Here is a 21,795-nt window from a genome sequence, read left to right as displayed (position 1 = left end):
GATCCGTTGGAGAACAAGACCTTTCCTATTAAGCACGAACTTTTTAGAAAGTCCCGTTTCGTTACGCAACTTTTACGGTGGTCATATGAATCTGGTTTTTCGCCTGGCGGTGGTTGAAGATTTACCGGCACTGCTGGAACTCGAACAACACTGTTTCACCACGGATCGGCTTAACCGTCGCAGCTTTCAATGGATGATCACGCGGGCCCACGGGCAACTGCTGGTGGCCCAGCGTGGTGAGCACCTGGTCGGTTACGCCGTGGTGCTGTTTCACCGGGGTACTTCGCTGGCGCGCCTTTACTCGATTGCGATCGCCAACGAAGCGCGCGGCAGCGGCCTGGGCAAGCAATTGCTTCAGCGCATCGAGGCCTGCGCCCTTGAGCACGACTGCGCCTACCTGCGACTGGAAGTACGCATCGACAACCCGACGGCGATTGCCCTGTATGAGCGCAATGGATATCGACGCTTTGCGCTGATTCACGACTATTACCAGGACCATGCCGACGCGCTGCGGCTGGAGAAGCGCATCCTCCAGCACCGCGACTCGAGCAACATCAAGGTGCCCTGGTATCGGCAGACCACCGATTTCACCTGCGGCCCGGCCTGTCTGCTGATGGCCATGGGCGCGCTGCAAGCGGATCGCATGCTGGAGCGCCGTGAAGAACTGCAAATCTGGCGCGAAGCGACCACCGTGTTCATGACCTCCGGCCATGGTGGCTGCAGTCCTCAAGGTCTGGCGCTGGCGGCATGGCGACGAGGTTTTGGAGTGCGTCTGCAACTGAGTATGGCCGGGCCACTGTTTCTCGATGGAGTACGCGATGTGCATAAAAAAGATGTAATGCGGTTAGTGCACGAAGAGTTCACCACGCAGCTACAAGAGACTGATGTGGAGCGAGTGATCGGCGGACCACTGAACCTTCCACGGTTACTGGATGATGGCGGACAACCGCTGGTGCTCATCAGCAGCTATCGACTGACCCGTTCCAAATCGCCGCATTGGGTGATCGTCACCGATTGCGATGAGGAATTCGTTTACCTGCATGACCCGGATGTCGATCACAGCCAGCATCGCCAACCCATGGACTGCCAGCATCTGCCAGTCAGCCATGGAGAGTTCGACAAGATGAGCAGCTTCGGGCGGGGCAAGTTGCGGGCGGCGGTGATCCTGTACGCCCGCTCATGAGTTTCACAATCCCTTGTAGCAGCTGGCGAAGCTGCTACAAGGATGAGTTACTTCAGTCCGATCTTGTACAGGGCTCCATCGTCCTCATCGGTCAGCACATACAAATACCCATCTGGCCCTTGCCGCACATCGCGAATGCGCTTGTTGAGTTCGCCCAGCAATCGCTCTTCGTGAACGATCTTGTCGTCATCGAACTGCAAGCGGATCAACTCCTGACTCACTAACGCGCCGATAAACACGTTGTGTTGCCAGGCCTTGAAGCGGTCAGCGTCGTAGAACGCCATGCCGCTGAGGCCGGGGGACTTTTCCCAGACATGGTGCGGGGCGACGGTGCCTTCCGCGGTCTTGCCCTTGGCTTCCGGAATCGGCTGGCCGGAATAGTTGATGCCATGGGTTGCCATCGGCCAGCCGTAGTTCTTGCCACGCTCGATGATGTTGATTTCATCGCCGCCCTGGGGACCGTGTTCATTTTCCCAAAGGGTGCCGGTCCAGGGGTTGAGCGCCGCGCCTTGCGGATTGCGCTGGCCGTAGGACCAGATTTCCGGGCGTACGCCGGCCTGACCGACAAAGGGGTTGTCATCCGGCACCTTGCCGTCCGGGTAGATCCGCACGACCTTGCCTTGCAGCTTGTCGAGGTCCTGAGCAGTCGGCCGGTCGTTGTTCTCGCCAAGGGTGATGAACAGATAGCCGTCGCGGTCGAACACCAGGCGCGAACCAAAGTGGTTACCGACCGAAAGCTTGGGCTCCTGGCGAAAAATCACTTTGAAATCCTTGAGGGCTGTCAGGTCGTCAGACAGACGTCCGCGACCTACCGCCGTCCCGGCCTTGTCGCCCTCACCACCGCCTTCGGCATACGACAGATAGACCGTGCGGTCTTGCTTGAAGTCGGGCGACAACACCACATCCAGCAAGCCGCCCTGCCCCTTGGCCCATACTTTTGGCACGCCACTCAGCGGAGCGGAAAGTTTACCGTCGGCGCTGATCACCCGCAGGTTGCCGGGCCGTTCGGTCACCAGCATCCCTTGGCGATCGGGAAGAAATGCCAAGGCCCAGGGATGTTCGAGCCCCTTGGTCACTGTCGTCACCTCAAGGGTGCCCTGTTCGCTTTTCAGATTTTGGGTTGGCGCCGCGAAAACGGGCGCCGTGACGGTCATCAGTGCGCTGGCACACAGTGTGGCCAGAAGGGTTTTACGCAACATGCACGATTCCTTTTGTCGTTCGAATGGCTGGCAAGAACGCTGTCGTGCCGTTCAACGGTTGCTGGTGCCTGGGTCTCGATGAGGTGGATTAGGAATGAATTTCGGTGGGGTGGCGGGAGGCGACCGATCCTGGGGATAGCGGTTACCGATGCCACCATTATCAAGCGTCGGCGGTCTCGGCACGGGCACCGTGTTTGGGGCGCGGATGGCCGGCGCGCGGGGTTGCGTGCCTTGCATGCTGTTGGGATTGGCCCGGCGAATCGGGCTGTTGTAAGGGTTGCTGGCGTTGCCTGTCGGGCTCTGGGCCAACAGCACCGAAGAAGGTGGCGGCGCAGTGTCGGCCTGGGCCAGATTGCTCAGCAAGCCACTCAACGCCAACGCGGCGCAGCCGAGCACAAATCTGTTCATGGGGAGCCTCTCGACATCAGCGCGGATAGGAACTTCGATATCACGCTACGCCCGGGGTTCGGATTTGTTAACTAAAACCTCCCCGGCAAGATGTAACACGAAGTTGAGCCCGCCGCTGATCCCCCTCAGGACCGGGCTGCAAGCCACTGAAACTTTTGCGTCAGGCCGCGGGTCACCTGAACATCACTCGCGAGAAGACGACCATGGCACGGGCAATCTGGAAAGGCGCGATCAGTTTCGGTCTGGTGCATATCCCTGTGGCGCTGGTTTCGGCGACGTCCTCGCACGGGGTGGATTTCGACTGGCTCGACAGCCGCAGCATGGACCCGGTGGGCTACAAGCGCGTCAACAAGGTCACCGGCAAGGAAGTGACCAAGGAACACATCGTTAAAGGTGTGCAGTATGAAAAGGGTCGGTATGTGGTCCTCAGCGAAGAGGAAATCAAATCGGCGCACCCGCTGTCCACTCAGACCATCGACATCTTTTCCTTTGTGGACAGCGAGCAGATTCCCCTGCAAAACATTGATACGCCCTACTACCTCGCGCCGGATAAACGCGGAGGCAAGGTCTATGCGCTGTTGCGCGAAACGTTAAGCAAGACGAATAAAGTCGCCCTGGCTCATGTTGTGCTGCACACGCGCCAACACCTCGCCGCGCTGATGCCGCTGGAATCGGCGATGGTATTGGTGATGCTGCGCTGGCCCGCCGAAGTGCGAAGTCTGGATACGCTGGAGTTGGGCAGTGAAGTCACCAAGCCCGAATTGGCCAAGGGTGAACTCGATATGGCTAAACGTCTGGTTCAGGACATGAGCGCAGACTGGAAACCCGAGGATTATCGCGACAGTTTTGAAGACAAGATCATGGCGTTGGTGGAGAAAAAGGCTAATGAAGGCAAGATCGAGGATGTTGAGACAGCGACTGGCGAAGAGGAACGCAAAACTGCAGATGTTATCGATCTTACCGAGCTGCTTAAACGCAGCCTTGGGGGCAAGAGCACGAGCAAAACGAAGCCGGCCGCAAACAAAAAAGCCACCAAGTCTTCTCGCGGCTAATTGAGGGTTGTGCGGTGAATGTTATGGCCCCATCGCGAGCAAGCTCCGACGATGGCGGATTCCGACGTAACGCAAACTCAGATCAAAACAAAAATCGCCAACAAACCACCAAAAATCGCCCACTTTTCGAGGTAATAGAGCTTGCGGTTGCGCTTCTTGAGCGCTTTGCCGCGCAGGCGAATCTTGTAGATCTTGGCGAACAAGCGGTTGATGCCGCCGGTCTTATCACCCACATCATTCGGCGCACCCGCCGCCGACATCACGTTACGGCTGAACCAGCCATTGAACGCCGCCGCCCAGCGATACCTCATCGGCCGCTCTACGTCGCAGAACAGAATGATGCGGTTCTGCTCGGTAGTGTTTTCGGCGTAATGAATGAAGGTCTCGTCGAACATGACCGCTTCACCGTCGCGCCAGTGGTAGTTCTCGCCATCGACGTTGATGTAGCAACCGGCATCGTTCGGAGTTTCCAGGCCCAGGTGATAGCGGTAGGAACCGGCATACGGATCGCGGTGACGGACCAGTTTCGAACCCGGTGGCAGCTCGGCGAACATCGCGGCCTTGATCGAGCCGATGCTTTGCACCAGTTCGGTGGTGCGCGGACAGAGTTTCATGGCCGAAGGGTGGCTGTCGCCGTACCACTTCAGGTAGAAACGCTTCCAGCCCGTCTTGAAGAAGGAATTGAAGCCGACGTCGTCATATTGATTCGAGCGCTTGATCTCCCCGGCCCTGAGCAGGTTCTGGCCTTCAGCACGAATTTCCTCCCAATGGTCCTGTAACGGACTCAGATCAGGAAAGTCGGCCGGGTTGAGGTAAGGCTTGTTGGGGATTTTCGAGAACAGATAAAGGAAGCAGTTGATCGGCGCCAGAAACGTCGAGTGGTCGCTCAGTTGGCGGCCCAGCTTGTGGCGCACGCGTCCGCGCAAGTGGACGTACGCAATGGATACAACGTAAATAGCGGCAATGATCAATTTCACAAAAATCGTCACACGTCAGAAGTGAACAAACTGCGTCCCTTGCCGTTGGATCGGCTCGAGGGTCTTGTGCAGCGTCTGAATTAAGAACAGCGGTTCCGAATGGCGCGTTCTTGAGCCTATGCCGCCTGTCGGCATCAGGTGATAGATGGCATTTTAGCCACAGTTTGTAACCAATAGTTAACCTTCAGATGTGAAAATCTGTCCACTGATGCTGCCAAAGTGGCCGTGCGGCCTTAACGCCCTATCGTTTAAAGAGCCAGACCAGTACAATCGCCGCCAAACATTACGCGCCCCCCTTGGTTGATGACGGGAATGAACCCCGTCTCAGCGCACTTCGACTCGGGCCAAGCGCTCCATATGCTGCTGTCCACTTATTGCCAGATGGACCTTCCGCTTCTGACCGGGATGCATTTCCTGTGGTTCGAAAACCGGAAACGGGTACTGAATCGGTACTGCCGCAACCCTAGCTACTCTGAATGCTTCGCAGGAAAAACCTTTGATCTCTACAGCTAACATCACGATGCAGTTCGGCGCCAAGCCGCTATTCGAAAACGTTTCGGTCAAATTCGCCGCGGGCAACCGCTACGGCCTGATCGGCGCCAACGGTTGCGGCAAGTCGACTTTCATGAAAATCCTCGGCGACGACCTCGAGCCGTCCGGCGGCCAGGTCATGCTCGAGCCGAACGTGCGTCTGGGTAAATTGCGCCAGGACCAGTTCGCCTACGAAGAATTCACCGTGATCGATACTGTGATCATGGGTCACGAAGAGCTGTGGAAGGTCAAGGCCGAGCGCGACCGTATCTACTCGCTGCCGGAAATGACCGAAGAAGACGGCATGGCCGTTGCTGAACTGGAAACCGAGTTCGCCGAAATGGACGGCTACACCGCCGAATCCCGTGCCGGCGAACTGTTGCTGGGCCTGGGTATCGGCATCGAGCAGCACTTCGGCCCGATGAGCGAAGTTTCCCCAGGCTGGAAACTGCGCGTATTGCTGGCTCAGGCGCTGTTCTCCGATCCTGAAGTGTTGTTGCTCGACGAACCGACCAACCACTTGGACATCAACACCATCCGCTGGCTGGAAAACATCCTGACCCAGCGCTCCAGCCTGATGATCATCATCTCTCACGACCGTCACTTCCTGAACAGCGTGTGCACCCACATGGCTGACCTGGATTACGGCGAGTTGCGCCTGTTCCCGGGCAACTACGATGAGTACATGACCGTGGCGACCCAGTCCCGCGAGCAGCTGCTGTCGGACAACGCCAAGAAGAAGGCGCAGATCTCGGAACTGCAATCGTTCGTCAGCCGCTTCTCGGCCAACGCCTCGAAAGCCAAGCAGGCCACGTCCCGCGCCAAGGCGATCGACAAGATTCAGCTGGCCGAGGTCAAGCCTTCGAGCCGTGTGAGCCCGTTCATCCGTTTCGAACAAACCAAGAAGCTGCACCGTCAGGCGGTCATCGTCGAGCGCATGGCCAAAGGCTTCGACGGCAAGACACTGTTCAAGGACTTCAGCTTCCAGGTTGAAGCCGGCGAGCGTGTGGCGATCATCGGCCCGAACGGTATCGGTAAAACCACCCTGCTGCGCACCCTGGTCAACGAACTGACCCCGGATGCCGGTACTGTGAAGTGGACCGACGCCGCGGAACTGGGCTACTACGCCCAGGACCACGCTCACGACTTCGAAGACGACTGCAACCTGTTCGACTGGATGGGCCAGTGGACTCAGGGCGGCGAGCAAATCGTTCGCGGTACCCTCGGCCGGATGCTGTTCTCCAACGACGAAATCCTCAAGTCGGTCAAGGTCATCTCCGGTGGTGAGCAAGGTCGCATGCTGTTCGGCAAGCTGATCCTGCAAAAGCCGAACGTGCTGATCATGGACGAACCGACCAACCACTTGGACATGGAATCCATCGAGGCGCTGAACCTGGCGCTGGAGAACTACCCGGGCACGCTGATCTTCGTCAGCCACGACCGTGAGTTCGTATCGTCCCTGGCCACCCGCATTATCGAACTCAGCCCTAGCGGCGTGATCGACTTTAGCGGCACCTATGACGACTACCTGCGTAGCCAGGGCGTTGTGTTCTAAGCGTTCGCTATAAATGAAAAGCCCTGTCCTTGTGACGGGGCTTTTTGCATTTCAAGGCCAAGTGGAGCTTTGGTGCTGAAAACCCATCGCGAGCAAGCTCGCTCCCACAGGGGACCGCGATCCACTGTGGGAGCGAGCTTGCTCGCGATGAAGCCCTCAAGGCCGATGAATATAGTTAGCCTGCTTTCTTTTATTTTGCGCCCGCGCCATGATGCAGTTCTCCTACCGCCGCCCGCGAACGAGCCCTCATGTCTGTGCAGCAACTGCCCCCTCAAAGCTCCATGGCGATCACTCTGCAGATCGTCTCCATCGTCTTTTATACCTTTATTGCCTTCCTCTGCATCGGCCTGCCGATTGCCGTATTGCCGGGTTACGTCCACGAACAGCTGGGTTTCAGCGCGATCATCGCGGGGCTGACCATCGGCTCGCAGTACCTGGCCACCCTGCTCAGCCGCCCGATGGCCGGGCGCCTGTCGGACAGCATCGGCACCAAGCGGGCGATTGTTTACGGGTTATCGGGGATTGTGTTGAGCGGTGCGCTGACGTTGATTTCAACGCTGCTGCAAAGTTTTCCATTGCTGAGCCTGTTGATCCTGATCGCCGGCCGCTTGTTGCTGGGGATCGCCCAAGGCTTGATCGGGGTCGGCACCATCAGTTGGTGCATGGGTAAAGTGGGCGCTGAACATACCGCGCGATCGATCTCCTGGAACGGCATCGCCTCCTATGGCGCAATTGCCATTGGTGCGCCGCTGGGGGTGGTGATGGTCGGCGAACTGGGGTTCGCCAGCCTCGGGATCGCGCTGTCGGTGCTGGCGCTGGCGGCGTTGCTGCTGATTCGTAACAAACCCTCGGTGCCGGTGATTCGCGGCGAGCGCCTGCCGTTCTGGGCGGTGTTCGGGCGCATTGCGCCGTTCGGCGCGAGCCTGAGCCTCGCCTCTATCGGTTACGGCACGCTGACCACCTTTATTACTCTGTATTACGTCAACCGTGGCTGGGCCGGCGCGGCTTATTGCCTGACAGTGTTTGGCGTGTGTTTCATTCTGGCGCGACTGTTGTTCATCTCCAGCATCAGCCGTTTCGGTGGGTTCACCTCGGCCATTGCCTGTATGAGCATTGAAACGGTGGGCCTGGTGTTGCTGTGGCTGGCGCCTTCGACCGGCTATGCGCTGATCGGTGCAGGCCTGACCGGGTTTGGTTTGTCGCTGGTGTATCCGGCGCTGGGGGTCGAAGCGATCAAGCAAGTGCCCAACTCCAGTCGCGGGGCGGGATTGAGTGCTTACGCGGTGTTTTTCGATCTGGCACTGGCGATTGCCGGGCCATTGATGGGCGCGGTGGCGTTGAACCTGGGGTACACGTGGATTTTCTTCAGCGCGGCGTTGTTGTCGGTGGCAGGACTCGGTTTGACCCTATTACTGAAACGCCGCGCCATGGCCTGACACTGCAATCCACTGTGGGAGCGGGCTTGCTCGCGAAGGCGGTGTATCAGTCAGTATTAATGTCAACTGACCCACCGCCTTCGCGAGCAAGCCCGCTCCCACATTACTGATCCGCCGTCTGCATTCCGGCCCGGGTCGATTTGCCAAGCGCGTGAGAGAAGAAACGCCCGGCTTCGGACACCATGGTGCGATGGATGTCTTTGCGATCGACACCATCGGCATCGGTACACAGCGCCGGCATGGTGATGATCTGCTCCTCATTGCAAGGCGCCAGGAACACAAAGTGCCCTGCCCCGGCCAGCAACTTGAAGTCCGGTGCGATCGGCAGTTTGCGCGCCAGGGCGGCGGCATTCTTGTCGAACGCCACCAGTTTGTCGCCGTCGCCACTGTAGAGCAGCACCGGCACATGCACGTCGGCCAGGGTATGACGGCCAAACTTCAGGCTCAGCGGCGCCATGAGCAACAAGGCGCGAACCCGCGGGTCGGCCACCGGTTGCAAGTCATCGCGGTCAGCAATCAATTCGCCTTGGGTGTTGCAGGCATCGCGGTCGTCCGGGCGCTCCTGACAATAACGGCGCAGACGGTCCAGGTCTGGCGTCGCGCCGGACAGAATCAGCGCCGTCTCCCCGCCCGCCGAGTAACCGATCACACCCACCTGATCGGCATTGACGAAGGGCGCGAGCATTCGATCACCCAGCGTCGCGGTAATGGCTTCGGAAATCTGGATGGGCCGACCGTAAAGGTTACTCAACGTACCGAGGCGACTGTGGTCTTTGGAGTTGTCGCCGGGATGGATCACCGCCACCACCACAAACCCTTTGCGTGCCAGCGACGTGGCGAGGTCGTGCAAGGCCAGCGGGGTTCCGGTGTTGCCGTGGGACAGCATCAGCATCGGGAATCGGCCGATGGCGACGCGGGTGTCTTCGCCCGCTTCGACCGTGTAGCCCTCGAGGAGGCTGGAGTGTTCCTTGTCGCTGGAGGGATAGAAGGCGATGGCGCGCATCGGCTGCAAGTCCAGAGGGTCAAGAAAACTCATCTCATGGTAGCCGACGCTCCAGTGAGGATGCGGCGCAGGCGCGGCGTGCACTGAGTTCAGGCTGCTGAGCAGGCAAATCAGCAAGGTTGCACAAAGACGCACCATGGGAGGCTCCACCTGGCTACTGACCGGGGACGTTAACCCTCGACTGCATAACTCGGGCCACTATTTAATGAAATTCCGAAATAGCCAGAAACAAAAAACTCCGCATCTGGCACTTGCGTGATCAGAATACAGAGTTTTTTGGATGTTGCTCGAGCTGTTTGATTTTCTTTACAGAAGCCTTACGCAGCGGCGAACAACTGCTCGCTGATTTGCGTGTGAGCGTCGCTCATGGCTTTGGTGCGAACTTCGTCACCGTAGGCCAGGCCATGGGCACGGACGAACTCGATGTCAGTGATACCGATGAAGCCGAACAGCACCTTCAAGTACTCTTCGTGAGCAACACCAGTCGCCTGACCCGCATGCAGACCGCCGGAAGTCGAGACGATCACGACTTTCTTGCCACCGCACAGGCCTTCAGGACCGGCTTCGGTGTAACGGAAGGTCTGACCGGCAACCGCGATGCGGTCGATCCAGGCCTTGAGTTGGGTCGGGATGGTGAAGTTGTACATCGGAGCTGCAATCACCACGGCATCGGCGGCGAGGAATTCGGCCAGGGTGGTGGCACTCAGCTCGGCTTCGTGTTGCTGCGCGGCGTTACGCAGTTCAGCGGTGGTGCCGGCGGCAACCAGGGTGGTGGCGGAAAAATGGCTGATGGCATCGGCGGCCAGGTCGCGGTAGGTCACCACGGCAGTCGGCTCGGCGGTTTGCCAGGCTTTAACGACTTCGCTGCTCAGCTGACGGGAAGCCGAGTTGTCACCAAGAATGCTCGAATCGATATGCAGCAGTTTCATGTGGGATCTCCAGGTGAGGATCGCTACGAGGCGATCTAATGGTGAGAATCCTACAGGCGAAACCAATAGCTGATTAGACTGCAACAATGCGATAGTTCGTCCTACTGATAGAACAATCGAGCTCACACCATGCAAGACCTCAATGATCTCTACTACTTCGCCAAGGTGGTTGAAGCCGGTGGCTTCGCGGCGGCCGGGCGTTTGCTCGGCATTCCCAAGTCGCGATTGTCGCGGCGCATCGCCGAGCTGGAAGAGCGCCTTGGCGCGCGCCTGCTGCAACGCACCACCCGACAACTGAAGCTGACCGCCGTGGGCGAACGTTATCTGCGGCACTGTCAGGCGATGCTGCTGGAAGCCGAGATGGCCGACGAAGCCGTTGCCAGCATGTCCAGTGAACCTCGCGGGCGTTTGCGGGTGTCCTGCCCCGTCGGGTTGGCCCATGAGATGTTGCCAACGGTGATCAGCAAATTTCTTGAAAAGTATCCTCAGGTTCAACTGGAGGTCATGCTGCTCAACCGCCGCGTCGACCTGGTGACCGAGGGCGTCGATGTGGCGCTGCGGGTGCGTGAGTTGGGCGATGAGGATCCGCTGCTGGTCACCCGACGTTTGCGCCAGGCGCAGATGGCGATGGTCGCCAGCCCCGGTTTTTTGCACGGTCGTGAAATCAACCACCCTGAAGACTTGAAAAACCTTCCCGTGCTCGGCGCCCTGGAAGCCGACCGCCTGGTGCATATCCGCATGCTCGACCAACAGGGCAAAAGCTGCGATCTCACCCTCGAAGCGCGATTGGGCATTGATGACTTTATCGTGCGCAAGGCCTGCACCCTCGCCGGCCAGGGTTTTACCATGCTGCCGATGATGTATTGCGAGCAGGAACTGGAAAACGGCTCGCTGGTACAGTTGCTGCCCGACTGGTCGTTACCTGGCGGCTGGCTGCAAGCGGTCTACCCTCATCGGCGCGGGGTGATGCCGGCCGTACGAGCCTGGCTCGACCATTTGATCGAATCATTCAATGCCTGTGGGGACCGACTGATATGAAGACTGGACGTATGAGCGAAGAGGATGTCGCGCAATTCTGTCTCGCGCTGCCGGGTGCGCGGGAAGACTACAAGTGGGGTGGCGTACGGGTGTTTTCGATTGCAGGGAACAAGATGTTTGCCTTGCAGAATCTGCGGGGCGAATCCCTGGCCTTCAAGGTCGACAAGGACTTGTTTCTCGGTCATTGCGACCGCCCGGGAATCCGCCCCGCGCCGTATCTGGCGCGGGCTCAGTGGATCATCATGGAAACGCCCTACCCGTTGGGCCCTGAAGAGCTGCAAGGCTTGTTGCAGCGCTCCCATCAATTGGTGGTGAGCAAGTTGCCCAAGCGCACCCAGGTCGGACTGCTGCTTTAAATCAATGCCAGCAGATTTGCACCCAGAAACAGTTGGTCGATCCAGAACACCTGGTGCAGCAGCACGATCATCCAGAACAACACCTGAAACGACACTTTGCGCGTCTTGTGCCGAAACAGCTGCTGCGCCAGCAAGGCACCCGGCCAGCCCCCGGCGAGTTCCACCGCATGCAACACGTTCTCCGGTGTGCGCCAATGGTCTGCACGAGCCTTGCGCTTGTCGCTCCAGTACAGCAAGAACGCCAGCAGGCTGACGACCCCGTACGCCGCCAGGGGAATCACCGAAACCCCGCGCAGCCACAACGACATCGAACCGTACAGCGGCAGCGCGCACAGGATCGCAAACACCAACAATTTCAGCTGAAGATTGCGAATCTCTCCTGCGGGTTTGCGTCCGGGGTTGTTGCGCGCGCTGGCGTCATTCATGGCTTGACCGCGGTCCAGTCGACCCAGCCGAACTGCCAGGTGGCCAGGATGACCAGGCCGAACGCGATGCGATACCAGGCAAACGCCGCATAGCTGTGACTGCCGATGAACACCAGCAAGGCTCTGACGGCAATCATCGCGAAGATGAACGCCGTGACGAAACCGATCGCGAACACCGGAAAATCCGAGGGGACGAACAGATTGCGGTATTTGTAGCCCGAGTAAACCGCCGCAGCGACCATGGTCGGCATCGCCAGAAAGAACGAGAACTCGGTAGCGGTTTTGCGCGACAGCCCGAACAACAAGCCACCAATGATCGTCGAGCCGGAGCGTGACGTCCCGGGAATCATCGCCAGGCACTGGGCGAAGCCGACTTTCAGGGCGTCTTTCCAGGTGATGTCATCAACGGTTTCGGCATGCACTTCATGCTGACGCTTTTCGGCCCACAACATGACGATCCCGCCCACAACCAACGCCGTCGCGACAGTGATCGGGTTGAACAGGTACTCGTGGATCAAATCGGAAAAAATCACCCCCAGTACCACGGCCGGCATGAACGCAATCAACAGGTTCGCGGTAAAGCGTCGAGCGCTCGGTTGGGTCGGCAAACCGATGACCACGTCGAAGATCTTGCGGCGGAACTCCCACACCACCGCCAGAATCGCCCCCAGCTGAATAATAATGTTGAAAGCGATGGCCCGCTCGCCACCGAAGTTGAGTAAGTCCGCCACAATGATTTGGTGACCGGTACTGGAAATCGGCAAAAACTCCGTCAGCCCTTCTACAACCCCAAGAATCAACGCCGAAAAGGCAGTCCAAAGATCCATCAATCCCCCAAGAAGCAATGCGCCACGGCATGCCCCGTTAATAATTTTTTCAGAACGATTACTGCGATCAGCCTAGCTGAAGTCCCGCGCGCACAGGATCCAGACGAAACCATAAAAATTCCGTGAAAAATCAACTTGGATTCAGGTTTTTCCGTGCGGGGCCGAAATCCTATCAGACAAGTCCGATTAACGCTGCCGCGTTATTGGACTTGGGTCGGATATGACCGATTGGCAAAGTGTGGTTGGATGCTGGCGATCATTTATTAGAAGAAAAAGAAATCGGAGTGACAGCGTTATGAACAGCTTGCGCAGTATGTCGATCAGCCGACGTTTGTGGCTCATCTTGATCGTGGCCGTCCTGATGCTAATGACGTTGGGCGTCTTGATGCTCAAGCAGATACACAATGACCTGTACAACGCCAAGGCCCAGAAAACCCAGCATGTGGTGCAAACCGCCAGCGGTATTCTGACCTATTACCACGACCTCGAAACCGCCGGCACGCTCACCCGCGATGCTGCGCAGAAGCAGGCTCTGAGCGCCGTTCGCGGTCTGCGTTATGACCAGAATGACTACTTCTGGATCAATGACCTGACGCCGGTGATGATCATGCACCCGGCCAACCCGAAACTCGATGGCCAGAACCTCTCGGCGATTCGCGACCCGGACGGTTTTGCCCTGTTTAACGAAATGGTCGCCGTCGCCAAGTCCAAGGGTGCCGGCACCGTCGACTATCGCTGGCCGAAACCGGGCGCCAGTGCACCGATAGAAAAAACTTCCTACATCAAACTCTTCGAGCCCTGGGGTTGGGTAATCGGTTCGGGCGTGTATATCGATGACATGCAGGCCGAGTTCTATGCCCAGGTCTGGAAGGCCTCGTTCGTGGGGCTGGTGATTGCCCTGATCATGGCGCTGCTGGTCATCCTGATTGCCCGCAGCATCGTGCGTCCACTGCAGGAAACCGTGAACGCCATGGCCAACATCGCCAGCGGCGAGAGCGACCTGACCCACAGCCTCGACACCCATGGCCAGGATGAAGTCACACAACTGGCACGCCACTTCAACGCCTTCACCGCCAAGCTGCGACTGGTGATCAGGGAACTGCAAGTGTCCGCCAGTGCCCTGGGTCAGTCTTCCAGCGAACTGGGCAACGACGCCGCCCAGGCCCAGCAACGCAGTCAGCAACAGTCCCAGCAAATGGAACTGGTGGCCACGGCAATCAATGAAGTGACGTATGGCGTACACGACGTCGCGAAGAACGCCGAGCACGCCGCCAGCGAAATGCGCGATGCCGAGTCTCAGGCGCAGCAAGGCCAGGTTAACATCGATGGCAGCCTGCAACAGATCGACAAGCTGTCGTCGACCATCGATCAGGCGGTGGAAGTGATTCGCACCCTGGCCGCCGAAAGCACGCAGATCGGCAGCGTCCTCGAAGTGATCCGCTCCATCGCCGAGCAAACCAACCTGCTGGCCCTCAACGCGGCCATCGAAGCCGCCCGGGCCGGCGAGCAAGGTCGCGGTTTTGCAGTGGTGGCCGATGAAGTGCGACTGCTGGCCCAGCGTACCCAGAAGTCTACGGCCGAGATCCAGTCGATGATCGAACGCCTGCAAAGTCACTCCGAAGCGGCGGTCAAAGTGATCGGCGACAGCAGCCGTGCATCGCAGTTGACCATCGAGCAGGCCGGCCTGGCCGGTGCAAGCCTGAATGCCATTGCCCAGGCGCTGCGCAACCTCAACGGGTTGAACGCCTCCATCGCCAGCGCGACCTTGCAACAGGCGCATGTGGTCGAGGACATCAACCAGAACGTCACCCAGGCGGCCGGTTTGTCCCACAGCACGGCGCTGGCGGCCGAACAGTCGAGCGTGGCCAGCGTTCATCTGAAGGAATTGAGTGAGCAATTGAATGGGCTGCTCAAGCAGTTCCGCGTGTAACGACAGGCCGGTTCTACTTGGCGGCGCCTGCCGTTACAATCCGCCCCCTCTTCGACTTCCCCCAAGGAACCTCCATGTCCGGGCTTGAACTGTTTGCCGCCGCCCTCGGTGTCATTGCCGTCTGGTTGACGGTCAAACAGAACCCTTGGTGCTGGCCGATCGGTCTGGTCATGGTGCTGCTTTACAGCTGGATCTTTTTTGAGGTGAAGCTCTACTCGGACATGCTCCTGCAGGTGATCTACGCCGCATTGCAGCTCTATGGCTGGTGGCAGTGGACGCATGCGGGGGGCGCACACCATGGTCGGCAGGTCAGCGTACTCGACAGTAAATCGGTCGCTTTCAGTCTGCTCATTGGCGCGATGGGCAGTCTGTTGCTGGGCGCTGCAATGGCGAACTGGACCGATGCCGCACAACCCTGGCTCGATGCGGCACTGACTGGCTTCAGTTTGGTGGCACAGGTATGGATGGCGCAAAAACGCATTCAATGCTGGCCGCTGTGGTTCACCCTGGATGTGATCTTCGTCGGGCTGTTTATTTACAAAGACCTGTACCTGACCGCTGGGCTCTACGCGCTGTTCGCCCTGATTGCCGTGCAAGGCTGGCGGGAATGGCGGGCCGATCCGGCGTTGCGCACATGAAAGTTCTGGTACTTACGGGCCCCGAATCCAGTGGCAAGAGTTGGCTGGCAGCCGAGTTACAGCAGCATTTCGGCGGGGTCCTGGTAGACGAATATGTACGCTGGTTCATCGAACAAAACCCACGTGACACCTGCCTGGCCGACATTCCGGAAATCGCCCGAGGGCAGCTGAAATGGGAGGACGAGGCACGCGCCCGGCAGCCGCATTTGCTGATTCTCGACACTCACTTGCTGAGCAACATCCTCTGGAGCCAGACTTTGTTTGGCGATTACCCGACCTGGATCGAGCAAGCATTGCTGGCACGGCACTACGACCTGCATTTGCTGCTGAGCCCTGAAACCGTTGCCTGGCATGACGACGGGCAGCGTTGCCAACCGCAACTGGCAGAACGCCAGGCGTTTTTCCAGGCCAATCGCCAATGGCTTGACCTGCACCACCAGCCTTGCAAGGTGCTGCAAGGTGGCTGGCAACAGCGCAAGGACGCAGCATTTGAGGCTGTGACCCGCTTGCTCAAGGCCTGACAGTACCGAAAATGTCCATTCCTGAAACACCCGCCCCTGCGCAAACCCGCGAGCTAAAGCCGCTCAAGCACTCCAGCAAGAAAATGTTAAGCCACTGATACAACCTGCCTTCAGCGCCCTTAGCGAGCACTGCCGCCAGCATCGGCGGCGTTTTTGCGTGGCTCTGTCTCAGTGGCGTTACAAAATTTTTTGACTACTTCGACAATTGTAGCCAACCAACTGTTTTCAAACGAAAAACAAAAACCGGCACACCTTCTGCTCTCTTCCTCGCAACGCTGATAAGGGCCAGCGTTTCACTCACAGAAGGAATTGCCGCCGTGGGGAAATTTGATAACAGCATTTATAGCCTCCTGCTGATCGGATGCGCACTGGGCTCAAGTGTTTGCCTACCCGTACAAGCCGACAACGGCATCATCATTATCAAACGCGATGTCCAGCCTCGCATGGCAACGCGTGCTCCGATGATTCCCGACCCTAGCCCCACCACCGTCAATGCCAACCCGTCCAAACAAATCCTCGCGCAAACGAACGAATTGAGCGACGGCGACTTTGCCGGTGTCGCCAGTGGTGCAGGCATCTCCCGCCTGGTCACTCAAAACACCAACAACCTGGGCGGCAATATCACCAACCAGAGCCAGCTTTCCAACCTCCCCGCCGGACGTTCTGGAAATGCCGGAAACGGTATTGCCAACATGGTCAATTCAAGCGTCCAACAAGGCCTGGGTGCTCTGAAAGTCATAACGGGAGACCGTTAAGATGAATCGTACGCTGCTGATTATCGCTATGTTTTGCAGTGCATCGACCTTTGCCCAATCTCCCGTCATCAATAACGCCGACATCGACGGCTCAGGCACCCAGTACCAGGGCAACCTCGCGGTCAACCAGGCTGCCGGCGATCTCCAGCAACAGGCTAACGCCCGGGCCATCGCCGTCGGCCATGGCGCTGCTGCGACCACAGAGATTCGCCAACGGATGCGTTCGGTGATCGACCCGAGGATCGATGCTCGATCCAGCATTCAAGGCGACTCCTTCAGCCACGGCAACGGTGCTCTGGGCGTCAACCAGAGCGCGGGCGCCAGCAACCAGCAAGCCAATGCCATGCGGATAAGCATCGGCACACAGCCGCAAAGTATCGACGACAGCGTCCTCAGGCAACAGAACGTGGCGCTGATCATCAACTCCGATCCAACTGACTCTGCACCAGGCTATCGCCAGGTCGCTACCAGCGATCAGGCCTTCACCGGTAGTCGTGGGGTGATCCAGTTGAATCAGAGCGCCGGGGTGGGAAACCGAACGGCCAACACCCTGAGCGTACGGGTCATGGATTGACCCAAACAGGTAGGTACAACACTTAACCTAAAATAAGTACGGAGAATCACCATGAAACCTTCGATGGCAATAAAACCTCTGGTTTTTGCAATCGCTGCGGTCTTGGCTGTTGCTGCACAAGCTGGGCAAAACGATCGGCGTGGCAACCATCACAACGGTGGCAATCACAACCCTCCTGCAAAAATGGTCCCTATCAGCGCGACTGCCAATGCTAACGACAGACAGAACAGTACCGGCAACCGCATCTGGAATGAAGGGGTAGAAAACTCAGCCGAGATGAGTAGTTCGGCCGCAGGCGCGAGCGGCAACGTCGGTGTCAACGTGGCGGCAGGTAACGGCAACCAGCAAGACAACGCCGCCGCCATCGCCAACGCAGCCTCCGACAACGCCGCGATCGATAACAGCTTCGTGTTCGGCACTGCCAGTGCCACCGCTGACGTCAGGCAAACCAGCAACCGTAACCGCGTCGACAACTTCGGCGTAACCAACTCTGCCGTGATGAGTGGATCTGCCGACGGCAGCAGCGGCAACGTGGGTGTCAACATTGCTGGCGGCGATCTGAACCAACAGAAAAACACCATGGCCATTGCCAATACCAATGCTCCACTCGGTAGCGCAAGAGCCACCGCCTCCGCCAATCAAGACGGTCCTGGCCTGACAGTGAACAACACCGCCGACCGGACCTATCGCGTCGATACCATTACGGTTACCAAAACCGCTAGCGGTAGTGCCTCTCGCGACAAGTCCTTCGAGGCCAGCGGCAGTCAAAGCGCTTCTTCAAGCTGGGCTAAGGCCGGTTCCAGCAGTTCTGAAGCCAGCGGTTCCCTCAGCATTGATGTAAGCGGTTCTTCCGCCAGTGCTGCAAGTGGTTCCAACAGCAGCGCTGCAAGCGGTTCCAATAGCAGTTCTGCGAGCGGAACCAACAGCAGCAGTGCAAGCGGTACCAACAGCAGCAATGCAAACGGTTCTTCGAGTGCTTCTCTGACTGCTTCCCTGGACGCTTCGTTGGACGCTGCGGCGGCGTCCTCCAGCTCCACTACCGTCAACAATGGCTTTGGCGATCGCACCCGCAGCAGGGAGTCCGATGCATCGCTTAACGCAACGCTTGGCGCATCGCTTGACGTAGCGGTAGAAACTTCGTACGACCGTTCGCGCGATTCCTCGTTCGACCGTACACGCGACTCCTCGTACGACCGTACCCGTGACTCCTCGTACGACAGATCGCACGAATCCTCGTACGACAAATCGAAAGAATCGTCGTTCGAGAAAGCGTTCGATGCTTCGTTCGAGAAAGCGAACGCGTCCTCGTACGATAAATCGGGCAGCAAGTCGTCCGAATCTGAGTACGCAAAAGCGAAAAGCTGGAGTGAAAGCAGCTCGTATGATTTGAGTAACACCTACTCTTATCAAGTGCTGACTCCAACTGGCTGGGCCAACCCTGTGACCAACACTGCAACCCTGAGCGGTTCGGTGAATGGTGGCAGTGGCAACCTGGGCGTCAACGTAGCTGCCGGTGTGGGCAACCAGCAAAGCAACTCGCTGGCCATCTCCAACCAATCGTTCTAACTGCTGTCTCTGGAGGCCCCCTTACGGGGGCCTTTTTCAACCCAACCAGAAGGCATTCCACCATGCGCATTATCGCCTTGGCATTATTGCTTTGCGTGGCCAGTGTGATCGAGGCTGCACAAATGCCGCTTGCCGTCCTGCCGGGTGGCGCTCTTGTGTATAAGCCGATCCAGAGCGTACGCGAGCGGAAATTTGCCGACCTCGTGCAACAGAAAACCGACTTCAGTTGCGGCGCAGCAGCGCTGGCAACCATCTTGCGCCAGGCCTATTGGCTTGACGTGAACGAAGAACAAATCATCGAAGGCATGCTGTCACACTCCGATCAGGATCTTGTCCGCGTCCAGGGCTTTTCCATGCTCGACATGAAGCGCTACGTGGAAAGTCTCGGCATGCGGGCCCGTGGTTACCGGGTAGCGACGGAAACGTTGAGCGAAATCAAAATTCCGGTTGTGGTGCTCATGGATATCCGTGGCTACAAACATTTTGTGGTCATGCAAAGAGTCCATAAGGGCTGGGTATATATCGGAGATCCGGTACTCGGTCATAAACGTTACAAAGTCGAAGACTTTGTAAAAGGCTGGAACGGCATCATCTTTGCCGTCATCGGCCAGGGCTACGACAAAACCAATGCGTTGCTCGACCCACCCCTGCCACTGACCGCCAAGAACCGCATCAACACCTTCAGCCCGGTGCAAGACGCAGAGTTGATGGATTTCGGATTCATCCAAAGCGACTTCTTCTAATAACAAGGGAGCACGACGCTCCGGGAGCATTCCAATGAAGACTCCAATCTGGCTGGCCGTGATTTGCCTGGCCGCCAGCCTGCCGACCCAGGCACAGACGCTCAAACCCATTGAACTTAACGATCAGGAATTGGCAACCCTGCGAGGCCGCTATGTCATGCCGGGACGGATCGTCAGTTTCGGCATCGTCATGACCAGCACTTGGCAAAACGCCAACGGTGAAGTGATCGGGGCAACTTCCTCGATGCAAATTCAACAATCGACCATCAAGCCACAGTTCTATGTGTCGATGATCGACGAAAAAGGTAATGGTTCGGCGAGTTCGCAAGGCACCGGTACCGTCACGGGCGGCAGCGGCCTCAACACCACCGAAGGCGTCACCCAAGTCGTGCGTGCGGCCGGCGACCATAACACTGCCTACAACAACGTTGATATCAACGTCACGAAGGCTAACCAGGCGCCAGCAACGCAACAGCAGGGCCAGGCACTGGCCGCAGGCGAGACGTTGGTCGGCGCCAACGGCGCAGGCTCGCTGAGCGTTTCCTCGACCGGTACGGGTGTGCAACTCAACATCGTGGCCAACAACAACCAGGGCAGCACCGTACAACGCCTGGCCCAGGGCGGGATGATGCAGAACACGACTTTGCTCGGCAGTAGCAACCAGGTCCGCAACCTCACTTCCTTCAATGTCGTGCTGCGTGACAACGTGGCGACAGCCGGGTCGCTGAACGGCAACCTGGACCAGCTCAAAGGTCTTCGCACTCAGGGATTCTGATCTACGCTCAGTCTCATCATGAAGTCAGAAGGGACGGCTAACCCATGCACCGATCGTTTACGTTCAGAGCTATTGTTTGTTTGAGTAGCCTGGCCCCGGCGACACTGCTGTACGCAGCACCGGACCCCCAGGTCGAGATACTAAAACAAGAACTCATGGAGTTGAAACAGCGTTACGAAGCACAACAGAACGCGCTGATGGTACTCGAGCAACGCGTTCGCCAGGTCGAAGAAACACCTGCAACACCCGCTCCCAAACGCCTGACCAAATCCCCCGCCGAAACGGTAAAGGGTGGTCAGACGGTGGCTGCCGGTGCGCCGGGAACCACCGGTAGTTCATATGGCCAATCGCTCAAGGATGATTCGGAGCCTGCGCAAAGCGTTTCCAACCTGTATGACGAAGCCAGCGGCTTCTTCGGTGGCGGCAAGTTCAGCGTCGAAACCGGCCTGACCTACACCCACTACGACACCCGTGCGCTGACGCTCAATGGCTTCCTGGCACTGGACTCGATCTTTCTCGGCAACATCAACCTCGACCGTATCAAGTCGGATAACTGGACCCTGGACCTGACCGCCCGCTACAACACGGGACAACGTTGGCAGTTCGACATTAACGTCCCCGTGGTCTATCGCGAATCCACGTATTCCTCCGGCGGCGCTGGTGGCGCCGCAAACGGGGTTTCAGACGCGACGGTTACCCGCGACCCGACCATCGGCGATGTGAACGTTGGCGTTGCTTACAAATTCCTGGATGAGTCGGTCAATCTGCCCGACGCGGTGGTGACACTGCGCGTCAAAGCGCCGACCGGGGATGACCCTTACGGCATCAAGCTGATTGAGGTCCCGGGCAACGATAACCTCGCAGTACCCGAAGACTTGCCTACCGGCAATGGTGTCTGGGCGATCACCCCGGGTATCTCGCTGGTCAAGACCTTCGACCCGGCTGTGCTGTTCGGCAGCCTGGCCTACACCTACAACATTGAAGACTCTTTCAGCGACATCAGCCCTCAGGTCAACTCCAAGGTGCCCGGGGACGTGAAACTGGGTAACTCCTGGCAGGTTGGCGCCGGTATTGCTTTCGCCTTGAACGAGAAGATGAGTATGTCGTTCTCGTTCACCGATCAGTTCGCCCGCAAGAGCAAGATCAAGCCGGACGGTGGCGATTGGCAATCGATTACCAACAGCGACTACAACTCGGCCAACTTCAACATCGGCATGACCCTGGCAGCAACCGATAACCTGACGATCGTTCCCAACCTGTCCATCGGTCTGACCGACGACTCGCCAGACTTTTCCTTCAGCCTGAAATTCCCGTACTACTTCTAATCCACCACCTACAAAAAACCCGCTTTTTCGGCGGGTTTTTTGTTGTTGA

At 58.1% G+C, this 21,795-nt stretch carries 22 protein-coding genes; 15 read left to right on the top strand and 7 right to left on the bottom strand.

Annotated elements, in window-relative coordinates:
* The first annotated feature begins 85 nt into the window (after positions 1-85).
* A complete protein-coding gene (gene rimI / locus ACMXYJ_RS17440) occupies positions 86-1,183 on the top strand; it encodes a ribosomal protein S18-alanine N-acetyltransferase (RefSeq protein ID WP_415756165.1) in 1,098 nt (365 codons plus the stop codon).
* Positions 1,184-1,230: 47 nt separating this feature from the next.
* Here the strand turns inward: rimI and ACMXYJ_RS17435 are convergent, their stop codons facing one another.
* Entirely contained in the window at positions 1,231-2,382 is a 1,152-nt protein-coding gene (locus ACMXYJ_RS17435; protein WP_415756164.1) for a PQQ-dependent sugar dehydrogenase, read from the bottom strand.
* Between the two features lie 51 nt (positions 2,383-2,433).
* Complete coding sequence (locus ACMXYJ_RS17430) at positions 2,434-2,790, bottom strand: hypothetical protein (RefSeq protein ID WP_415756163.1); 357 nt, start codon at positions 2,788-2,790, stop codon at positions 2,434-2,436.
* Positions 2,791-2,993: 203 nt separating this feature from the next.
* Here ACMXYJ_RS17430 and ACMXYJ_RS17425 point away from each other — a divergent pair, with 203 nt between their 5' ends.
* Complete coding sequence (locus ACMXYJ_RS17425) at positions 2,994-3,842, top strand: Ku protein (protein ID WP_415756162.1); 849 nt, start codon at positions 2,994-2,996, stop codon at positions 3,840-3,842.
* 77 nt (positions 3,843-3,919) lie between these two features.
* On the opposite strand, the gene lpxO is transcribed toward ACMXYJ_RS17425, so the two are convergent.
* Complete coding sequence (gene lpxO, locus ACMXYJ_RS17420; RefSeq protein ID WP_415756161.1) at positions 3,920-4,819, bottom strand: lipid A hydroxylase LpxO; 900 nt, start codon at positions 4,817-4,819, stop codon at positions 3,920-3,922.
* Positions 4,820-5,315: 496 nt separating this feature from the next.
* Between lpxO and ACMXYJ_RS17415 the strand changes: the two genes are divergently transcribed.
* Complete coding sequence (locus ACMXYJ_RS17415; protein WP_008149954.1) at positions 5,316-6,905, top strand: ABC-F family ATPase; 1,590 nt, start codon at positions 5,316-5,318, stop codon at positions 6,903-6,905.
* Between the two features lie 248 nt (positions 6,906-7,153).
* Complete coding sequence (locus ACMXYJ_RS17410) at positions 7,154-8,341, top strand: MFS transporter (protein WP_415756160.1); 1,188 nt, start codon at positions 7,154-7,156, stop codon at positions 8,339-8,341.
* Positions 8,342-8,444: 103 nt separating this feature from the next.
* Here ACMXYJ_RS17410 and ACMXYJ_RS17405 read toward each other — a convergent pair whose 3' ends face one another.
* Positions 8,445-9,482, bottom strand: a complete 1,038-nt coding sequence (locus ACMXYJ_RS17405) for an alpha/beta hydrolase family protein (RefSeq protein WP_415756159.1) — start codon at positions 9,480-9,482, stop codon at positions 8,445-8,447.
* Between the two features lie 179 nt (positions 9,483-9,661).
* Positions 9,662-10,273, bottom strand: a complete 612-nt coding sequence (locus ACMXYJ_RS17400) for an FMN-dependent NADH-azoreductase (protein ID WP_046055117.1) — start codon at positions 10,271-10,273, stop codon at positions 9,662-9,664.
* 129 nt (positions 10,274-10,402) lie between these two features.
* Here ACMXYJ_RS17400 and ACMXYJ_RS17395 point away from each other — a divergent pair, with 129 nt between their 5' ends.
* Positions 10,403-11,311, top strand: coding sequence for a LysR substrate-binding domain-containing protein (locus ACMXYJ_RS17395; protein WP_415756158.1), 909 nt, complete (start codon positions 10,403-10,405; stop codon positions 11,309-11,311).
* A complete protein-coding gene (locus ACMXYJ_RS17390) occupies positions 11,308-11,667 on the top strand; it encodes an MmcQ/YjbR family DNA-binding protein (RefSeq protein WP_415756157.1) in 360 nt (119 codons plus the stop codon). Before ACMXYJ_RS17395 ends, ACMXYJ_RS17390 begins: the two co-directional genes overlap by 4 nt.
* Here the strand turns inward: ACMXYJ_RS17390 and ACMXYJ_RS17385 are convergent.
* Together ACMXYJ_RS17385 and ACMXYJ_RS17380 are read right to left on the bottom strand one after the other, a co-directional pair.
* The gene (locus ACMXYJ_RS17385; protein ID WP_415756156.1) at positions 11,664-12,092 is read right to left on the bottom strand and encodes a DUF1294 domain-containing protein; all 429 of its coding nucleotides are present in this window, start codon (positions 12,090-12,092) and stop codon (positions 11,664-11,666) included. The two genes, ACMXYJ_RS17390 and ACMXYJ_RS17385, sit on opposite strands and share 4 nt — an antisense overlap.
* Positions 12,089-12,919: an undecaprenyl-diphosphate phosphatase gene (locus ACMXYJ_RS17380; protein ID WP_415756155.1), complete on the bottom strand. Its 831-nt coding sequence runs from the start codon at positions 12,917-12,919 to the stop codon at positions 12,089-12,091. The genes ACMXYJ_RS17385 and ACMXYJ_RS17380 overlap by 4 nt, the downstream gene beginning before the upstream one ends.
* A gap of 295 nt (positions 12,920-13,214) precedes the next feature.
* Here ACMXYJ_RS17380 and ACMXYJ_RS17375 point away from each other — a divergent pair, with 295 nt between their 5' ends.
* The 9 genes from ACMXYJ_RS17375 to ACMXYJ_RS17335 all read left to right on the top strand — a co-directional run bounded on the left by ACMXYJ_RS17375 (position 13,215) and on the right by ACMXYJ_RS17335 (position 21,746).
* On the top strand, positions 13,215-14,849 hold the full coding sequence (locus ACMXYJ_RS17375; protein ID WP_415756154.1) for a methyl-accepting chemotaxis protein: 1,635 nt from the start codon (positions 13,215-13,217) through the stop codon (positions 14,847-14,849).
* Positions 14,850-14,923: 74 nt separating this feature from the next.
* Positions 14,924-15,487, top strand: a complete 564-nt coding sequence (gene pnuC, locus ACMXYJ_RS17370; protein ID WP_415756153.1) for a nicotinamide riboside transporter PnuC — start codon at positions 14,924-14,926, stop codon at positions 15,485-15,487.
* Positions 15,484-16,008 carry an AAA family ATPase gene (locus ACMXYJ_RS17365; protein WP_415756152.1) on the top strand — a complete coding sequence of 175 codons (525 nt, stop codon included), beginning with the start codon at positions 15,484-15,486 and terminating at the stop codon, positions 16,006-16,008. Before pnuC ends, ACMXYJ_RS17365 begins: the two co-directional genes overlap by 4 nt.
* 317 nt (positions 16,009-16,325) lie before the next feature.
* Positions 16,326-16,763: a hypothetical protein gene (locus tag ACMXYJ_RS17360; RefSeq protein WP_415756151.1), complete on the top strand. Its 438-nt coding sequence runs from the start codon at positions 16,326-16,328 to the stop codon at positions 16,761-16,763.
* A gap of 1 nt (position 16,764) precedes the next feature.
* The gene (locus ACMXYJ_RS17355) at positions 16,765-17,337 is read left to right on the top strand and encodes an adhesin (protein WP_415756150.1); all 573 of its coding nucleotides are present in this window, start codon (positions 16,765-16,767) and stop codon (positions 17,335-17,337) included.
* A gap of 51 nt (positions 17,338-17,388) precedes the next feature.
* Positions 17,389-18,903, top strand: coding sequence for a heme utilization protein (locus ACMXYJ_RS17350; RefSeq protein ID WP_415756149.1), 1,515 nt, complete (start codon positions 17,389-17,391; stop codon positions 18,901-18,903).
* Positions 18,904-18,965: 62 nt separating this feature from the next.
* Complete coding sequence (locus tag ACMXYJ_RS17345) at positions 18,966-19,646, top strand: C39 family peptidase (RefSeq protein ID WP_415756148.1); 681 nt, start codon at positions 18,966-18,968, stop codon at positions 19,644-19,646.
* 34 nt (positions 19,647-19,680) lie between these two features.
* On the top strand, positions 19,681-20,421 hold the full coding sequence (locus ACMXYJ_RS17340) for a hypothetical protein (RefSeq protein ID WP_415756147.1): 741 nt from the start codon (positions 19,681-19,683) through the stop codon (positions 20,419-20,421).
* A gap of 44 nt (positions 20,422-20,465) precedes the next feature.
* Positions 20,466-21,746, top strand: coding sequence for a hypothetical protein (locus tag ACMXYJ_RS17335; protein WP_415756146.1), 1,281 nt, complete (start codon positions 20,466-20,468; stop codon positions 21,744-21,746).
* Positions 21,747-21,795 lie beyond the last annotated feature (49 nt).

This window comes from Pseudomonas arabinosi, from assembly GCF_047758675.1.
Classification (GTDB): Bacteria; Pseudomonadota; Gammaproteobacteria; order Pseudomonadales; family Pseudomonadaceae; genus Aquipseudomonas; species Aquipseudomonas arabinosi.
Note: the sequence above shows the minus strand (reverse complement) of the source record. Positions and strands in the feature narration are given on the sequence as shown.

Excerpts from the sequence above, each read along its gene's own strand:
- ACMXYJ_RS17355 (WP_415756150.1), top strand. The coding sequence starts at position 16,765 with ATGAATCGTACGCTGCTGATTATCGCTATGTTTTGCAGTGCATCGACC.
- ACMXYJ_RS17380 (WP_415756155.1), bottom strand. The coding sequence starts at position 12,919 with ATGGATCTTTGGACTGCCTTTTCGGCGTTGATTCTTGGGGTTGTAGAA.
- ACMXYJ_RS17405 (WP_415756159.1), bottom strand. The coding sequence starts at position 9,482 with ATGGTGCGTCTTTGTGCAACCTTGCTGATTTGCCTGCTCAGCAGCCTG.
- rimI (WP_415756165.1), top strand. The coding sequence starts at position 86 with ATGAATCTGGTTTTTCGCCTGGCGGTGGTTGAAGATTTACCGGCACTG.
- ACMXYJ_RS17400 (WP_046055117.1), bottom strand. The coding sequence starts at position 10,273 with ATGAAACTGCTGCATATCGATTCGAGCATTCTTGGTGACAACTCGGCT.
- ACMXYJ_RS17425 (WP_415756162.1), top strand. The coding sequence starts at position 2,994 with ATGGCACGGGCAATCTGGAAAGGCGCGATCAGTTTCGGTCTGGTGCAT.
- ACMXYJ_RS17395 (WP_415756158.1), top strand. The coding sequence starts at position 10,403 with ATGCAAGACCTCAATGATCTCTACTACTTCGCCAAGGTGGTTGAAGCC.
- ACMXYJ_RS17385 (WP_415756156.1), bottom strand. The coding sequence starts at position 12,092 with ATGAATGACGCCAGCGCGCGCAACAACCCCGGACGCAAACCCGCAGGA.
- ACMXYJ_RS17345 (WP_415756148.1), top strand. The coding sequence starts at position 18,966 with ATGCGCATTATCGCCTTGGCATTATTGCTTTGCGTGGCCAGTGTGATC.
- ACMXYJ_RS17365 (WP_415756152.1), top strand. The coding sequence starts at position 15,484 with ATGAAAGTTCTGGTACTTACGGGCCCCGAATCCAGTGGCAAGAGTTGG.
- ACMXYJ_RS17350 (WP_415756149.1), top strand. The coding sequence starts at position 17,389 with ATGAAACCTTCGATGGCAATAAAACCTCTGGTTTTTGCAATCGCTGCG.
- pnuC (WP_415756153.1), top strand. The coding sequence starts at position 14,924 with ATGTCCGGGCTTGAACTGTTTGCCGCCGCCCTCGGTGTCATTGCCGTC.
- ACMXYJ_RS17430 (WP_415756163.1), bottom strand. The coding sequence starts at position 2,790 with ATGAACAGATTTGTGCTCGGCTGCGCCGCGTTGGCGTTGAGTGGCTTG.
- ACMXYJ_RS17335 (WP_415756146.1), top strand. The coding sequence starts at position 20,466 with ATGCACCGATCGTTTACGTTCAGAGCTATTGTTTGTTTGAGTAGCCTG.
- ACMXYJ_RS17435 (WP_415756164.1), bottom strand. The coding sequence starts at position 2,382 with ATGTTGCGTAAAACCCTTCTGGCCACACTGTGTGCCAGCGCACTGATG.
- ACMXYJ_RS17390 (WP_415756157.1), top strand. The coding sequence starts at position 11,308 with ATGAAGACTGGACGTATGAGCGAAGAGGATGTCGCGCAATTCTGTCTC.
- ACMXYJ_RS17410 (WP_415756160.1), top strand. The coding sequence starts at position 7,154 with ATGTCTGTGCAGCAACTGCCCCCTCAAAGCTCCATGGCGATCACTCTG.
- ACMXYJ_RS17340 (WP_415756147.1), top strand. The coding sequence starts at position 19,681 with ATGAAGACTCCAATCTGGCTGGCCGTGATTTGCCTGGCCGCCAGCCTG.
- ACMXYJ_RS17375 (WP_415756154.1), top strand. The coding sequence starts at position 13,215 with ATGAACAGCTTGCGCAGTATGTCGATCAGCCGACGTTTGTGGCTCATC.